Origin of the sequence: Roseovarius sp. 217, assembly GCF_000152845.1 — a bacterium.
Classification (GTDB): Bacteria; Pseudomonadota; Alphaproteobacteria; order Rhodobacterales; family Rhodobacteraceae; genus Roseovarius.
On the sequence record NZ_CH902584.1, the window covers coordinates 3,146,810 to 3,161,305 of the forward strand.

17 protein-coding genes are annotated in these 14,496 nt (G+C 60.0%); 6 read left to right on the forward strand and 11 right to left on the reverse strand.

The window, feature by feature from the left end; genetic code table 11:
* Positions 1–4: 4 nt before the first annotated feature.
* Genes tatB through ROS217_RS15035 form a run of 3 tightly spaced genes read left to right on the forward strand, consistent with a single transcriptional unit; the run spans position 5 to position 2,301 of the window.
* Positions 5–478 (forward strand): Sec-independent protein translocase protein TatB, encoded by a 474-nt coding sequence (gene tatB, locus ROS217_RS15025; protein ID WP_009818634.1) that lies wholly within the window; start codon positions 5–7, stop codon positions 476–478.
* The gene (gene tatC / locus ROS217_RS15030; RefSeq protein ID WP_009818635.1) at positions 475–1,422 is read left to right on the forward strand and encodes a twin-arginine translocase subunit TatC; all 948 of its coding nucleotides are present in this window, start codon (positions 475–477) and stop codon (positions 1,420–1,422) included. Before tatB ends, tatC begins: the two co-directional genes overlap by 4 nt.
* Entirely contained in the window at positions 1,423–2,301 is an 879-nt protein-coding gene (locus tag ROS217_RS15035) for an ATP-binding protein (RefSeq protein WP_009818636.1), read from the forward strand.
* Here ROS217_RS15035 and ROS217_RS15040 read toward each other — a convergent pair.
* Both ROS217_RS15040 and ROS217_RS15045 read right to left on the reverse strand, forming a co-directional pair.
* The gene (locus ROS217_RS15040) at positions 2,292–2,723 is read right to left on the reverse strand and encodes a hypothetical protein (protein WP_009818637.1); all 432 of its coding nucleotides are present in this window, start codon (positions 2,721–2,723) and stop codon (positions 2,292–2,294) included. The genes ROS217_RS15035 and ROS217_RS15040 overlap by 10 nt on opposite strands.
* Positions 2,723–3,091 carry a DUF6152 family protein gene (locus ROS217_RS15045; RefSeq protein ID WP_009818638.1) on the reverse strand — a complete coding sequence of 123 codons (369 nt, stop codon included), beginning with the start codon at positions 3,089–3,091 and terminating at the stop codon, positions 2,723–2,725. The genes ROS217_RS15040 and ROS217_RS15045 overlap by 1 nt, the downstream gene beginning before the upstream one ends.
* Before the next feature lie 231 nt (positions 3,092–3,322).
* Between ROS217_RS15045 and uvrA the strand changes: the two genes are divergently transcribed.
* Both uvrA and ROS217_RS15055 read left to right on the forward strand, forming a co-directional pair.
* Entirely contained in the window at positions 3,323–6,181 is a 2,859-nt protein-coding gene (gene uvrA, locus ROS217_RS15050; RefSeq protein WP_009818639.1) for an excinuclease ABC subunit UvrA, read from the forward strand.
* A 4-nt stretch (positions 6,182–6,185) separates the two neighbouring features.
* Complete coding sequence (locus ROS217_RS15055; RefSeq protein WP_254656436.1) at positions 6,186–7,184, forward strand: Lnb N-terminal periplasmic domain-containing protein; 999 nt, start codon at positions 6,186–6,188, stop codon at positions 7,182–7,184.
* Positions 7,185–7,237: 53 nt separating this feature from the next.
* On the opposite strand, the gene ROS217_RS15060 is transcribed toward ROS217_RS15055, so the two are convergent.
* The 5 genes from ROS217_RS15060 to infC form a co-directional block, all read right to left on the reverse strand.
* Positions 7,238–7,555: a hypothetical protein gene (locus tag ROS217_RS15060; RefSeq protein ID WP_040651547.1), complete on the reverse strand. Its 318-nt coding sequence runs from the start codon at positions 7,553–7,555 to the stop codon at positions 7,238–7,240.
* A gap of 87 nt (positions 7,556–7,642) precedes the next feature.
* Positions 7,643–7,846: a YgaP family membrane protein gene (locus tag ROS217_RS15065; protein ID WP_009818642.1), complete on the reverse strand. Its 204-nt coding sequence runs from the start codon at positions 7,844–7,846 to the stop codon at positions 7,643–7,645.
* A 102-nt stretch (positions 7,847–7,948) separates the two neighbouring features.
* Complete coding sequence (locus ROS217_RS15070) at positions 7,949–8,572, reverse strand: J domain-containing protein (RefSeq protein ID WP_009818643.1); 624 nt, start codon at positions 8,570–8,572, stop codon at positions 7,949–7,951.
* A 183-nt stretch (positions 8,573–8,755) separates the two neighbouring features.
* The gene (locus ROS217_RS15075; protein ID WP_009818645.1) at positions 8,756–9,049 is read right to left on the reverse strand and encodes a hypothetical protein; all 294 of its coding nucleotides are present in this window, start codon (positions 9,047–9,049) and stop codon (positions 8,756–8,758) included.
* 121 nt (positions 9,050–9,170) lie between these two features.
* Positions 9,171–9,830: a translation initiation factor IF-3 gene (gene infC, locus ROS217_RS15080; protein WP_009818646.1), complete on the reverse strand. Its 660-nt coding sequence runs from the start codon at positions 9,828–9,830 to the stop codon at positions 9,171–9,173.
* Positions 9,831–9,931: 101 nt separating this feature from the next.
* Between infC and ROS217_RS15085 the strand changes: the two genes are divergently transcribed.
* Entirely contained in the window at positions 9,932–10,684 is a 753-nt protein-coding gene (locus ROS217_RS15085; protein ID WP_009818647.1) for a hypothetical protein, read from the forward strand.
* 76 nt (positions 10,685–10,760) lie between these two features.
* Here ROS217_RS15085 and ROS217_RS15090 read toward each other — a convergent pair whose 3' ends face one another.
* The 4 genes from ROS217_RS15090 to ROS217_RS15105 all read right to left on the reverse strand — a co-directional run bounded on the left by ROS217_RS15090 (position 10,761) and on the right by ROS217_RS15105 (position 14,479).
* Positions 10,761–11,612, reverse strand: a complete 852-nt coding sequence (locus tag ROS217_RS15090) for a ferredoxin--NADP reductase (protein WP_009818648.1) — start codon at positions 11,610–11,612, stop codon at positions 10,761–10,763.
* 71 nt (positions 11,613–11,683) lie between these two features.
* A complete protein-coding gene (locus tag ROS217_RS15095) occupies positions 11,684–12,091 on the reverse strand; it encodes a DUF934 domain-containing protein (protein WP_009818649.1) in 408 nt (135 codons plus the stop codon).
* Positions 12,088–12,822 (reverse strand): phosphoadenylyl-sulfate reductase, encoded by a 735-nt coding sequence (locus tag ROS217_RS15100; RefSeq protein ID WP_009818650.1) that lies wholly within the window; start codon positions 12,820–12,822, stop codon positions 12,088–12,090. Before ROS217_RS15100 ends, ROS217_RS15095 begins: the two co-directional genes overlap by 4 nt.
* Positions 12,809–14,479, reverse strand: coding sequence for a nitrite/sulfite reductase (locus tag ROS217_RS15105; RefSeq protein ID WP_009818651.1), 1,671 nt, complete (start codon positions 14,477–14,479; stop codon positions 12,809–12,811). Before ROS217_RS15105 ends, ROS217_RS15100 begins: the two co-directional genes overlap by 14 nt.
* Positions 14,480–14,496 lie beyond the last annotated feature (17 nt).

Genomic DNA, 14,496 nt, shown 5'->3' on the forward strand with positions numbered 1-14,496 from the left:
CTAAATGTTCGATCTAGGCTGGACGGAGCTATTGCTCATCGGCATCGTGGCCTTGATCGTGGTGGGGCCCAAGGACTTGCCCGGAATGTTTCTGGCAGTCGGAAAGTTTATTGGCAAAGCCAAGGGTATGGCTCGCGAATTCAGCCGCGCGATGAATGACGCCGCCGAACAATCCGGGGTGAGCGATATTCAAAAGACCTTCAAGTCGGCATCGAACCCCATGAAAACCGCGATGGATGAGGTGCGCAAGACCACCGATAGCGTCAGCCGCGATGTCAAAGACGCGGCCAAGCCGCCGCTCACCCAAGAGCAAAAGGCCGCGGCCGAGACGGCGCGTGAGAAGACCGCCGAGATGGCCGCGACGCGCAAGGCCGCCAAAGCCGAAGTCTCACCTGCCACAGCTCCTGCTGAGGTGAACCCCAAACCGAAACCGAAACCCAAGCCGAAGAAAAAGACCAAGGCAGAGGATCAGGCATGAGCCCGCGCGAAGAGATCGACGACAGCAGCGCGCCTCTGATCGAGCATTTGGCTGAGTTGCGCACGCGGCTGATCCGGTCGGTCATCGCCTTTCTCATCGGGATTGTGCTGGCTTTTATCGTGGCTGAGCCGATCTTGCAGTTCCTGCTCGAACCGATCGAGGCCAGCCTGCGTGAGTTGGGCGATCCGTCCCCGACCATGCAATATACAAGCCCGCAGGAATACCTCTTTACTCTGTTCCGTATCTCGATGGTGTTCGGCTTTGCTCTGGCCTTTCCTGTGATCGGCTTTCAGATGTGGCGCTTTGTTGCGCCCGGTCTCTACCGGCAGGAAAAGAACGCGTTTTTGCCGTTCATGATCGCGTCGCCGGTGATGTTCCTGTTGGGGGCATCCTTTGCGCATTTCGTGGTAACGCCTCTGGCGATGGCGTTTTTTCTGGGCTTTGCCGATGTGCCCTCGATCATCGCCGATCTGATGACTGGACTGGTCAGCTCAGAGGACCTGCCGGGTGCCGTTGCGACCGCGCCCGATACGAGTGAAGGCATTCGCATCACCTTCTTTGGCAAGGTCAACGAAAGTCTCGATATTACGCTGAAATTCATCATCGCCTTTGGCCTGTGCTTTCAATTGCCGGTGTTGCTCACGCTCATGGGCAAGGCGGGGCTGGTCAGTTCTGGCGGCCTGAAATCGGTGCGTAAGTATGCGGTGGTCGGTATCCTGATCCTTGCGGCGCTTGTGACGCCGCCTGATGTGATGACGCAATTGATCCTCTTCGTCGTGGTCTATGGCCTTTATGAAATCTCCATCCAACTTGTTTCATGGGTCGAGAAGAAGCGCGAGGCGGCGTTGCGGGCTGAAGGGCTGTGGTTTGACGACGAAGACGAGGCGGATACCGATGTCGACGACCCGCTGACCGACGCCGCCGAGAACAAAGGCAAGAGCTGAATGACTGTTGACCCGTTGGACCGTATCGCCGCCGCGCTTGAGCGGATGGCCCCGGCGCCGCTTACGGCTCCCGAGTTTGAGGTGGCGGATGCCTTTGTCTGGCATGTGGCACCGGACCGGCTAGAGCCTGTCGCGCAGGTCAGTCGGGTTGACATGAGTCTTTTGGTCGGGGTGGACCGGTCTCGCGATACGCTCTTGCAGAACACGTTGCAATTCGCCCGCGGTCTGCCTGCCAACAATGCCCTGCTTTGGGGCGCGCGGGGCATGGGAAAGTCGAGCCTCGTCAAGGCGGTGCATGCCGCCGTGCGGGCTGAGGGTCTACCGCTTAAGATTGTGGAATTGCAGCGCGAGGATCTACCTTCGGTCAGCCGGTTGCTCAATCTGCTTCGGGGCAGCAAGACGCGGTTCCTGCTGTTCTGTGACGACCTCAGCTTTAGCCATGATGATCAGCATTATAAGTCGCTGAAAGCGGTTCTGGATGGCGGTATTGAGGGACGTCCCGACAATGTTGTGTTCTATGCCACCTCGAACCGACGCCATCTGATGCCGCGTGACATGATCGAGAATGAGCGGTCGTCTTCGATCAGCCCGTCCGAGGCGGTCGAGGAGAAGGTATCGCTTTCGGATCGGTTTGGTCTCTGGTTGGGTTTCCATCCCTGTGATCAGGACCAATACCTTGCGATGATCCGGGGGTATTGCGATGCCTACGGCGTCGAGATTGACGCGGCAACGCTGCGCGCCGAGGCGATTGAATGGCAGGCGACCCGCGGTGCGCGCTCGGGACGCGTGGCGTGGCAATATTTTACAGATCTCGCTGGACGACGTGGCGTGGCCGTCACGGAGCGTCACAGCACTTTGGCCGGAACGTCTCAGGAATAGGCTATCATGCGACCGCAGAGCAAGACTGCGGTCCATAGCCCAAGCGAACCAACGGCCACTCTGCGTTGCCGTGGCAGGGGTTGATCGGCGATCTGCAAATGCAGAGCCGCGTTCAGCAGAGCGAGCACCAGGCGCGCTATCTTTGCGCGAAACCAGCTGTTCGCTACGTAGTCTGTCGCTTGCACAGAAAAGAGCAGGCCCCCGCAAACCGCCGCAATGGAGAGGCCGATAATCGCATAGCTTCGCAGAAGCTGCACGGCGCGCAAATCGCCCCGCAAGAGCCTCAGATTCATTGGAATGATCGCGCCAATCAGCATCGCAAGGCCCAAGATGTGGCCTGTATTCACCAATGGGTAGGTCCAACGCGAGGCGCGCAAGGCCTGCGCAAATGGCTGTGCCTCAAGCGCGGCGGCCCACTCCATCAGAGGCGTTCGGGATAAAGTTCATAGAGTTTGCCCGCAATCCCGACGGCCTCTGCCTTGACCAAAAGCTCGTTCGGATCGGCTGCGCGTTTGCCGATGATCGTAACCTCGGTGCCGGGCGCGAGCATCGCGTCGCTTAGACCTGCGCGTTCATTGCGCCAAGGCTGACCAACCTCCGCCTTCCAGATTTCGCCTTCGGCGTCGAGGGTCAACACCCCATGCGGATTGCCAAGCCGGGTCTCGGTGATCACGCCGGTCAATTCGAACCTGCCATCATCGGTCCAGCGCCATCCATGATGGGCATTTACGGGCCACGCGATCAAAAGGGCGGGCAGGGCGACTGTGATAAAGCGGCGTGTCAGGGTCATGGGGGGCTCCTTTCTCACTCTTCCATATAGCTGGGCACGCAACCCGCGCAGGTCAAATTAAATTTTCCCGCACAAGATGTGCCGCACTTGTAAGCGGAACTATTGGTGGCCAAGGCCACGTGGCGGGCTGGTTCAGTGGATTGTTGCATGTTCGCGCTCTGTTCGCAAAATTGGCTTGGAAGCTGCGCGCGTCTCGCCTATGTGTGGGGGATATGAACCCCGGGGGTCAGAATGGCCGATCTGAAGTATATCGAGGTGCGCGGCGCGCGCGAGCACAACCTCAAGAACATCGACGTGGATATTCCGCGCGATCAGTTGGTTGTGATCACCGGGCTTTCGGGGTCGGGCAAGTCGTCGCTCGCGTTTGACACGATCTATGCCGAGGGTCAGCGGCGCTATGTAGAGAGCCTCAGCGCCTATGCGCGGCAATTTCTCGACATGATGGAAAAGCCGGATGTGGATCACATCAGCGGGCTATCCCCTGCAATTTCCATTGAGCAAAAGACGACCTCGAAGAATCCGCGTTCGACCGTTGGCACCGTGACCGAGATTTACGACTACATGCGGCTGCTCTTTGCCCGCGTCGGCACACCCTATTCGCCTGCCACCGGCCTGCCGATCGAGGCGCAGCAGGTGCAGGATATGGTCGACCGTGTGATGGCGATGGAGGAGGGCACGCGCGCCTATCTGCTCGCCCCGATCGTGCGCGACCGCAAGGGCGAGTATCGCAAGGAGTTTCTGGAGCTGCGCAAGTCCGGGTTCCAGCGGGTCAAGGTGAATGGCGAATTCTACGAGTTGGACGAACCACCCACGCTCGACAAGAAATTCCGCCATGACATCGACGTGGTGGTGGATCGCCTCGTCGTGAAAGAGGGGTTGGAGACGCGGCTGGCGGACAGTTTCCGCACCGCGCTCGATCTGGCCGACGGGATTGCCGTGCTGGAAACCGCACCCAAGGACGGTGAACCGGAGCGGATCACCTTCAGCGAGAAATTTGCCTGTCCGGTCAGTGGGTTCACCATTCCAGAGATCGAGCCACGACTGTTTTCCTTCAATGCCCCGTTTGGCGCGTGTCCCGCCTGTGACGGGCTTGGGGCGGAACTGTTCTTTGACGAACGACTGGTTGTCCCTGATGAGGCGTTGAAATTGGCGGATGGCGCGATTGCGCCGTGGCGCAAGGGCAAAAGCCCGTATTTCACGCAGACCATCAACTCGATCGCCAAGCATTACGAATTCGACAAGAATAGCTTGTGGAAAGACCTGCCTGCACATGTGAAGCAAATTTTTCTGCATGGCTCTGGCGAGGAAGAGATCCCGTTCCGTTATGATGAGGGCGGGCGCGTTTATCAGGTGAGCCGCGTATTCGAGGGGGTCATTCCTAATATGGAGCGGCGCTATCGCGAGACGGATTCGAACTGGGTGCGTGAGGAATTCGAGCGCTATCAGAACAACCGCCCCTGCGGTGCCTGCGGTGGATATCGCCTGCGGGCCGAGGCGCTGGCGGTGCGCATTGCAGGCCTGCATGTGGGGCAAGTGGTGCAAATGTCGATCCGTGAGGCGCTGGACTGGTGCGGGACGGTGCCGGATCATCTGGGCAAGCAGAAGAATGAAATCGCCCGTGCCATTCTCAAGGAAATCCGCGAGCGGCTTGGGTTTCTCAACAATGTTGGCCTTGATTATCTGACACTTAGCCGCAATGCAGGCACGCTGTCGGGGGGCGAGAGTCAACGCATCAGACTCGCCAGCCAGATCGGCAGTGGCCTTACCGGCGTGCTCTATGTGCTCGATGAGCCGTCTATCGGCTTGCATCAGCGGGACAATGGGCGGCTTTTGCAAACGCTGCGCAATCTGCGCGATCAGGGCAATACGGTGATCGTGGTTGAGCATGACGAAGAGGCCATTCGCACGGCGGATTACGTCTTTGACATTGGTCCCGGTGCGGGCGTGCATGGCGGGCGGGTGGTTAGCCATGGCACGCCTGAATCCGTGGCCAATGATCCCGCCTCGATCACGGGACAATATCTATCGGGGACGCGTGAAATCGCGGTGCCGGAGGTGCGTCGCAAGGGCAACAAGAAGAAACTGACGGTGGTCAAGGCGACCGGAAACAACCTCAAAGAGATGACGGCAGAGTTTCCGCTTGGAAAATTCGTTTGCGTTTCAGGGGTTTCGGGTGGGGGGAAATCCACTCTGACCATTGAGACCCTGTTCAAAACCGCCTCGATGCGTCTGAACGGCGCGCGGCAGACGCCTGCGCCCTGCGAGACGATCAAGGGGTTGGAGCATCTCGACAAGGTGATTGACATCGACCAACGGCCCATCGGGCGAACTCCTCGTTCAAATCCAGCCACTTACACCGGGGCCTTTACGCCAATCCGGGATTGGTTTGCTGGGCTACCCGAGGCCAAGGCGCGCGGTTACAAGCCCGGGCGATTCAGCTTTAACGTCAAAGGCGGGCGATGTGAGGCCTGTCAGGGCGACGGTCTCATCAAGATCGAGATGCATTTCCTGCCGGATGTATATGTGGAATGTGAGACCTGCAAAGGCGCGCGCTATAACCGTGAAACGTTGGAAATTCGCTTTAAAGGCAAGAGCATAGCCGACGTTCTTGATATGACGGTTGAAGAGGCGCAGGAGTTTTTCAAGGCGGTCCCATCCATCCGCGAGAAGATGGATGCGCTGATGCGCGTTGGCCTTGGCTATATCAAGGTTGGCCAGCAAGCGACGACTCTGTCGGGTGGTGAGGCGCAGCGCGTCAAACTGTCGAAGGAATTGGCCAAACGCTCGACGGGGCGCACGCTCTATATTCTGGATGAGCCGACCACGGGATTGCACTTTGAGGATGTGAAGAAGCTCTTGGAAGTATTGCATGAATTGGTCGATCAGGGCAATTCTGTCGTAGTAATCGAGCATAATCTCGACGTGATCAAGACCGCCGATCATGTCATCGACATTGGTCCCGAAGGGGGCGATGGCGGGGGTGAGATTGTGGCCGTTGGGACACCGGAACAGGTGGCAGACGAACCGCGCAGTCACACCGGGCATTATCTCAAGGAGATTCTGGCCGCGCGCCGAGTTGCAGCGGAGTAGGGTGGTGGGGCGGATCGTACGGTTGTGCGGGCGGATCGTACGTCTCGTGTTCCTTTTGTTCCTCGCGCTCTGGATTGGCCTGAGTGTGCATTTTCAGATCACCGCCCCGCTTGTCTATCTGCTCTATTTCGCCTTGGCGCTCTGCTGTCTTGTGATGGCTCGGTTCATGACGCGCGGGGAGTGGGGCCGGGTCTGGGGGCTGTGCATTTCTGTGCTGGCGGTCTGGGGGCTGTGGTGGGTGACGATCGAGCCGCGTCAGGATCGCGACTGGATGGCGGAGGTCGCGCGCGGTGTCACGTCTGAGCAGGGCGTCGGTGATCTGGTCCGTGTCCGTAACATCCGAAGTTTTCGATGGTCGAGTCCGACTGAGGCGGTTGAAGGCTGGTACGATCTAGACCTTGATCCAACGGCAATTCAGTCAGTGGATATGATCATGTCGATTTGGGATAGTCCGGAGATTGCCCATACGCTGGTCAGTTTCGGTTTTTCTGACGGGCGGCACATCGTGTTTTCTGGAGAGATTCGCAAAGAGGTGGGCGAGGAGTTTTCGGCACTCGGTGGGTTCTTTAAGAAGTATGAGCTGGTGCTGATTGCCGCTGACGAGCGCGACATCGTGCATTTGCGAACGGATGCGCGGGGCGAGACGGTGTCGCTTTATCCGGTGGCGATGCCTGCTGCGCAACGGACGGCGTTGTTTCGGGCGTTCCTGGAGTATGGCAATGCCTTGGCCCAAGAGCCGCGTTGGTATCACACGCTCTGGACCAATTGCACGACGATGCCTTATCGGCTTGTGCGGCGGGTGTCTGATCAGGTGGTGTTTGATCCACGTGTCATTCTATCGGGCCGTCTGCCGGGTTATTTGTATGACTTGGGTGTCCTGCCTGGTGCAGGCACCGAGCCGCTGGACGTGCTGAAAGAGCGCGCTGCCGTTCCACGCCGTCCGGTGACCGGGCTGAGTGGCGTGGAATATTCGCGACTGCTGCGTGAGGGGTGGCGCGATTAGAGCTGCGCGATGCCTCACATGGTGACATTGCGTAACTCTTTGTTTCTGACGTGTTAGTTCAACACCGCTGCTGCTGCACCGATCAGGTCCAGAACCTCTCGGGTTTCGCGGTTGACGCGGTAAACCTCATCGCCGACGCGGTAGTAGGTGCTGTCACGGTCGAGGCCGTAACGCCCGGGATTGCGAATGATGATGTAGTCATCGCCGATCCGGTCGCCGACGCGATAGTAGCCCTGCTTTTTGGCCTGACCGGGGGGCTGGCAGCCATTGTGCTTTTTCGCAAGACCGGGCGGGCAGTCGCGGCCGCCGGCGATAACAGGCGTACCGCCCAACGTGATGCCCATCAGCAAAAGGGCTAATATTTGTTTCATGGCCTGTCCTTTCGTTTCACCGTAAGACATGGCCCTTGTCACGCCCGATGCCAAGGCCGGGCGTGACAGATGCGCGAAACGCCGCCGTTACTTCTTGAGCGGGCAGGTGGAGAGGCCAAGGATCGAATAGAGCGGGCAACTGGACATCAGGCCTGTCACCAGCGGGATCACACCGATCAGGTAGAGCCAGCTATAGGCACTGTCACGGTTGAGAAAGAAGCCAATCAGCAGGCCGAGGCCGAGGAGGATGCGCAGGGCGCGGTCGATGGAGCCGACGTTTTTCTTGAGCATGGGAACACCTTTGACATGAAGGGGCGGAATAGCCCGGGATCATGTGGTCAGTATGCCCTGCCTTCGGTCGCGTGGTCTGTGATCTGGTCACAGAGGCAGCCGTTATTTGAAGTTGCGGCTTTCCTTGATCTGCTCCCAGGCCCAAACGACCTGTTGCAGCTGCTCTTCCTGGCTGCGGTCGCCGCCGTTGATGTCGGGATGCAACACCTTGATCAGCGATTTGTAGGCCTTGCGCAGGTCCGCCTTGGTCCAGGTGTCTTCTGCCTCGAGGATCTCGATGGCGCGACGCTCGGTGGGGGGCAATTTCCGCGTGCCACCCTTTTTCTTGCCGGGGTTCTGAGTGGCATTGACGCCCAGAACCTGATGCGGGTCTTCGATGCCCAAGCGGGCCCAGGCGCGGGCCTCGGGATCGGTGATGCGGCGGGTTTCACGCTCCCATACCTTGTCCTTGGACATTTGCGCATTGAGTTCGGCCTCGGTGGTGCCGTCAAAGAAATTCCACTTGAGGTTATACTCGCGCACATGTTGCTGGCAGAACCAGAAATAGTCGTCGAGCACATCCGGGGCTTTGGGCGCGCGGTATTTTCCCGCTTCTTGGCAGCCGTCATGGTCGCAGAGCCGGGTCGAGGTTTCGGATGCACCGGACATCCCGCGCCGACCACGCGGATTTTTCTTTTTGGCCGAGGACACGGACATATCGAAACCGAAGGGATCTGATTTGGACATGGGGCAAACCTTTGCGAGTCGGAGACGAGAGTGTATGCCAAAACGCGGCAAATTGAAGGGGCGGGCGGAAAAATATTCCGGGTCAGGCGGGCAGGATCGGTCCTTGAAACTGGCCGTTGTCCTTGGGGTGGTCGATCCTCTGATTGTGCCGTCGGGTTAAGAGGTCTCGGAGAGATCAGCGTCCTATTCCTCGGTCGACACGGTCTCGCGGAGTGGTGCGGGCGGGGGTGAACCCTCGGGCAGCAGCACCTCGCGGCGAAAGACCGAGACCGAGCGATAGACAGTATGGGTTGACGTGAGCCCCTGACGTTCTTCGCTGGGCAGGATGTCGGTGCGTAGATACTCCCACCCTGCGCGGGCCATGTCATTGAGCAGATCCTCGACACCCAAGGCAAAGCGCGCCTCGGGGGTCTTGACGCCGGGGGCTTTGCGGCCGCGTGTGGGGGCGGGCAGGACCTTGTATTCGTAAAGGGGCATGAACGGCTCCGGTCTGGGGCAGGCGCCATATCCTACGCGACTGGGCCGGGGGTGCAAGCGAAAGACGAAACCCCGGACCACTGATCCGGGGTTTCCTGGTGTCTTTGGTCGTCGGAGCAGGTTATTTGGGGCCCGGTCCGATCACCATGATCATCTGACGCCCTTCCATCTTGGGCATATTCTCGATCCGACCGACGTCTTTGATATCCTCGGCGATGCGTTCAAGAAGCTGGCGGCCCAGATCCTGATGCGCCATCTCTCGGCCACGGAAACGCAGGGTGATCTTGACCTTGTCGCCGCCCTGCAGGAATTTCACGACGCTGCGCATCTTGACGTCATAGTCATGCGTATCGGTGCCGGGGCGGAATTTGATTTCCTTGACCTCGATCACCTTCTGCTTTTTGCGCGCTTCGGCTTCGCGTTTCTGCTGTTCGTATTTATATTTGCCGAAATCCATGATCTTGCAGACCGGCGGTGTGGCGCTCGGTGAGATTTCGACCAGATCAAGCCCCGCCTCTTCGGCCATTTCGAGCGCACGTTGCGGGGTCACAACCCCGACGTTTTCGCCATCTGCGCCGATCAGGCGGATTTCATCACAGCGAATGCGGTCATTGATACGGGGGCCGGTTTCGCGCGTGGGAGGCGCGTTGTGGGGTCTGCGGGCTATGGCTTTGTTCCTTCGATCGTTTGTGGGTATGGGTGAATTCGACGCTGCAAGGTAAACGCGGGAAGGCGGGCTTTCAAGCTGCAAATCGGCCGATCTGAGCCGAAAGCCGGTCAATTTCCCCTTGCGCCTTTTGCTATAGACCTACATTTGAAGAGACGTTGACACGATGGGCCGTGCGGTGAGCGTGCGTGTCCGACAGTTTTGGAGAGACGGTTATGAAAAACCTGATTTGGATTTTGGTCGCGGCCGTTGTTCTGGGTGGCGGATATTTGCTGTTCAGCGGCAAATCGGTGACAGAGGTCGTGGACAGCGTGAGCGAGAGCACGCAAGAGGTCGAGGCCCCGGCGGCATTGGAAGATGCCGCAGCTGCGGTTGGTGAGGCCGCTGAGGCCGCTGCCGAGACGGCGAGCGATGCCGCAGCCGCAGTTGCCGAGACCGCAACAGAGGCGGTTGAGGCCGTCAGCGACACCGTGACAGGGGCTGTTGACGCAGCCACAGAGACGGCGACAGAGGCGACGGATGCGGCCACAGAGACCGCGACGGAGGCATCGGACGCTGCGCAGGATGCGGCCGCAGAGGCGACGGACACGGCTACAGAGACCGCGGCAGAGGCGGCGGACGCTGTGCAGGATGCGGCAGCGGCGGCGGCGGACACGGCTACAGAGACCGCGACGGAGGCGGCGGACGCAGCGCAGGATGCGGCAGCAGAGGCGACGGAGACCGCGACGGAGGCGGCAACGGATGCTGTGTCCGCGACGGCGGATCAACCGGCAACGGCAGCCGAAGTGGCGCCCGAGGCATTGACGGTTGAGGGGTTCGACATGAGCGAAGTCGAGACCTTGATTGAAGAGTCCGATCTTGGGGCGTTGCAAAAGACAATGCTGGTTGAAGGCGTCCGGGTGGCGCAGGACAATCCCGAGTTGCTGCAGGCGGCGCTTGAAGCGGCCCGCGCGGCGCTTGGATACTGAGCTATATCTTCACATGAAAAAACCCGCGCAAGGCTTTGGCTTTGCGCGGGTTTTTTATGTCAGTTGTTCTGATTTCTCAGTCCAGAAACGCCTTTTCGACGACGTATTCCTTGGGGTCGGAATTGGCCCCTTCGCGCAGGCCGTAACCTTCGAGCATGTCCTTGATTTCAAGGTTGAAGGCGAGATTGCCGCAGACCATGGCGCGGTCGGTCTCGGGGCTGAGCGGGGCCACGCCCAGATCGGCAAAGACCTCGCCCGAGCGCATGAGATCGGTGATGCGGCCCATCTTGGGGCTCTCTTCGCGTGTGGTCGTGGGATAATAGCGCAGCTTGTCGGCAAAGCCCTCGCCGATCAGTTCGGCCAACATTTCGTCGTTGCGGATGCTCTCGATCAGGTCGGCCCCATATTGCAACTCGCCCAGTTCGCGGCAGGTGTGGGTGATGATCACCTCGTCATAATCGCTATAGGTCTGCGGGTCGCGCAGGAGCGAGGCGAAGGGCGCAAAGCCGGTGCCGGTGGCAAAAAACCAGATGCGTTTGCCGGGAAGCAGCGCGTCATGCACCAGCGTGCCCACGGGTTTGGGGCGCAGAATGATTTCATCGCCCACTTCGATATGTTGCAGACGCGAGGTCAGCGGGCCGTCCTGTACCTTGATTGAGTAGAATTCCAACTCGTCATCCCAAGAGGGCGAGGCGATGGAATAGGCGCGCAGGAGCGGCTTTTCCTTGCCAGTTTTCTCGTCGGTCTGCATCAGGCCGATCATCACGAATTCGCCGGAACGAAAGCGCAACGAGGCGGGCCGGGTCACGCGGAACGAAAACAGCCGGTCGGTCCAATGCGTGACCTGCGTCACGATCTGCGCATCGGGAATCGCAAGGGTTTTAGGTGCTTTCGCGGTCGCTTGGGTCACGGCGGTCATCTCATTCATGGGGTCATCTGCCGGTGAATTAAACCGACATCCTCTTCTAATCTTTGATTCAGGTCAGGTGAAGGTAATAATCAGCCGCGCAGCCGCGCCTGATAATCATGCGCCTGCCAATCGGCCCGAAAGAGCCAATCGGATTCAGGCTGACGGGTGGCGAGGGCGTCAGAGATTTCCACCTCATCAAAGCCCGAACGCCGGGCCATCGCATATTGATCAGCGATGACATGGCCGCGCGCGCGCAGCCGTCCGGTAAAGCCCATCAAGCGCAATTGCCGTGCGATGGAAAAGCCGCGCCCATCAGCGGCAGAGGGGAAATCGACGCGGATCATCTCAAGTCCGTCCAGCCGCCCGGCCAGCGTGGCGGCATTGGTGTCATTGGGCAGATCGAGCGCATTTGCCTCGGTGCCCGCCTCGGCCAAGGGCGTGATGGCGGTGGTCCAATCGTCGGGGCCAAAGCCCCGGTCGGTGACGAGTACGGTCATGCGGAAACTCCTCTTCGCACCATCTTGCCGTTGACAAAATGGATGCCACATTCGGTTTTGTCCTGATCGCGCCAGCGGCCCGATCGGGGATCTTCGCCCGGTTTGACGGGCGTGGTGCAGGGCATGCAGCCGATAGACGGATAGCCACGCGCCACCAGCGGATGCCGGGGCAGGCGGTTTTCGTCCATATAGGTGCGGATATCCTCGGGCGTCCAATGCGCCAGCGGATTGACCTTGATCCGGCCAGTATCGTCCTCGACCTCGAAGAAATCGAGGGCGGCACGCGTGCCCGCCTGATAGCGTTTGCGCCCCGTTATCCAGCCGTCAAAGCCCGTGAGCGCGCGTTGCAGCGGCGCGGATTTGCGCAGGGCGCAACAGGCATCGGTGTCGCGCTGATGCAGGGTGGCGTCCGGGTCTTGGGCCCTGAGATCGCCTGCATCCGCGCGGATGATCCGCAGATCGCTCAGGTTGAGGCGCTCTGCCAGTTCCTGTTGGTAGACCAGCGTTTCGGCAAAGAGCATTTGAGTGTCGATGAAGATCACCGGCGTGTCGCGGCGGGTGACTGAGACCATGTGCAAGAGCACGACGGATTCCGCGCCAAAGCTCGAGACAAGCGCCAGCTTGCCCGCCTGTGGATCGCGCAACGCATGCTCGAGCACCGACACCGCCGAATGATGGCGGTATCGGTCATTGAGCGCGTGAACCCGTGGTATCAGGTCACTCTGCGGCATGGGCGCGGGCCTCTTGGTCGTAGAGCGCGGATTTGAAGGGGGCCATGCCGAGGCGATTATAGGCTTCAAGGAAGGTCTCCTCCGGTCCGTCGCGCAGGTCGAGATAGGCGAAGATCAGGCGCTCTATCGCGGGCACAATTTCGTCATAGGCAAAGCCCGGCCCGGTGCGGGTTCCGATGGCTGTGCGCTCAGAGGGATCGCCACCAAGGGTGATCTGGTAGTTCTCCACCCCGGCGCGGTCGAGGCCAAGGATGCCGATATGGCCGACATGGTGATGCCCACAGGCGTTGATGCAGCCCGAAATCTTGATCTGAAGATGGCCGACCTCATGCTCGATCTTGAGCTCTTCGAGGCGGGTGGCGATGCCTTGGGCCACGGGAATCGAGCGGGCGGTTGCCAGCGCGCAGTAATCCATGCCGGGGCAGGCGATGATATCCGAGGCAAGGCCGATGTTGGCAGTGGCAAGCCCGGCGGTTTTAAGCGCTGCGTGCACTGCGGGAATGTCCGCCAGAGCCACATGCGGCAGCACGAGGTTCTGCGCGTGCGTGGCGCGGATATCATCATGGCCATAGCGCTCTGCCAGATCCGCCACGAGGCGCATTTGGTCGGCGGAGGCGTCGCCGGGAGTTTCGCCATGCGCCTTGAGGCTGATGGTGACGATGCCGTGATCGGCGTGTTTATGCGGCGTCACGTTGGTATCGGCCCAAGCGCGGAACACCGGATCGGCATCGCGGGCGGCATAGTAGGCGGCGGCGTCCCGCTCGGAGAGCTTGGGCGTGACAAAGGCCGCGTTGATACGCGCAAGCCAGTCCTGATCGACACCGGTGAAGGCGGCACGGCGGCGGGGGAATTCCTCCTCGACCAATGCGCGGATCTCATCAAGACCGTTCTCATGCACGGTGATCTTGATGCGCGCCTTATACTTGTTGTCGCGCCGTCCGATGCGATTATACGTTGCGAGCACGGATTCGAGATAGGGCAGCAGGTCGGCGCGCGGCAGGAAGTCGCGCAAGAGCTTGGCCACCATCGGCGTGCGGCCCATGCCGCCGCCAACCCAGACCTCAAAGCCGCGCACGCCGTCGCGCTCGACGATCTTGAGGCCGATGTCATGGCTCTTCATCACCGCACGGTCGCTGTCCGAGGCGATTACGGCGATCTTGAATTTACGCGGCAGGAATTGGAATTCGGGGTGATCCGTGGACCATTGCCGGATCAGTTCGGCCACCGGGCGCGGGTCTTCGATCTCATCCGCCGCGGCGCCTGCGAAATGGTCCGAGGTCACGTTGCGGATGGTGTTGCCGGAGGTCTGGATGGCGTGCATCCCCACCTCTGCCAGTGCATCGAGCATGTCGGGCACGTCGCGCAGCTGCGGCCAGTTGTACTGGATATTGGTCCGGGTGGTGAAATGGCCATAGCCCTTGTCCCACCGCTCTGCCAGATAGGCCAGTTGCCGCAGCTTGGCCGGGTCGAGCGAGCCGTAAGGGATCGCCACGCGCAGCATATAGGCGTGCAGTTGCAGGTAGAGGCCGTTCATCAGGCGCAACGGCTTGAACTCGTCCTCGGTCAGGTTTCCGTTGATGCGACGGTCCACCTGAGCCCGAAACTGTTGGTTGCGTTCCGCAATGAAAGCGGCGTCGAAGTCGTTGTATTGATACATTTTCTGGGTTCCTTACC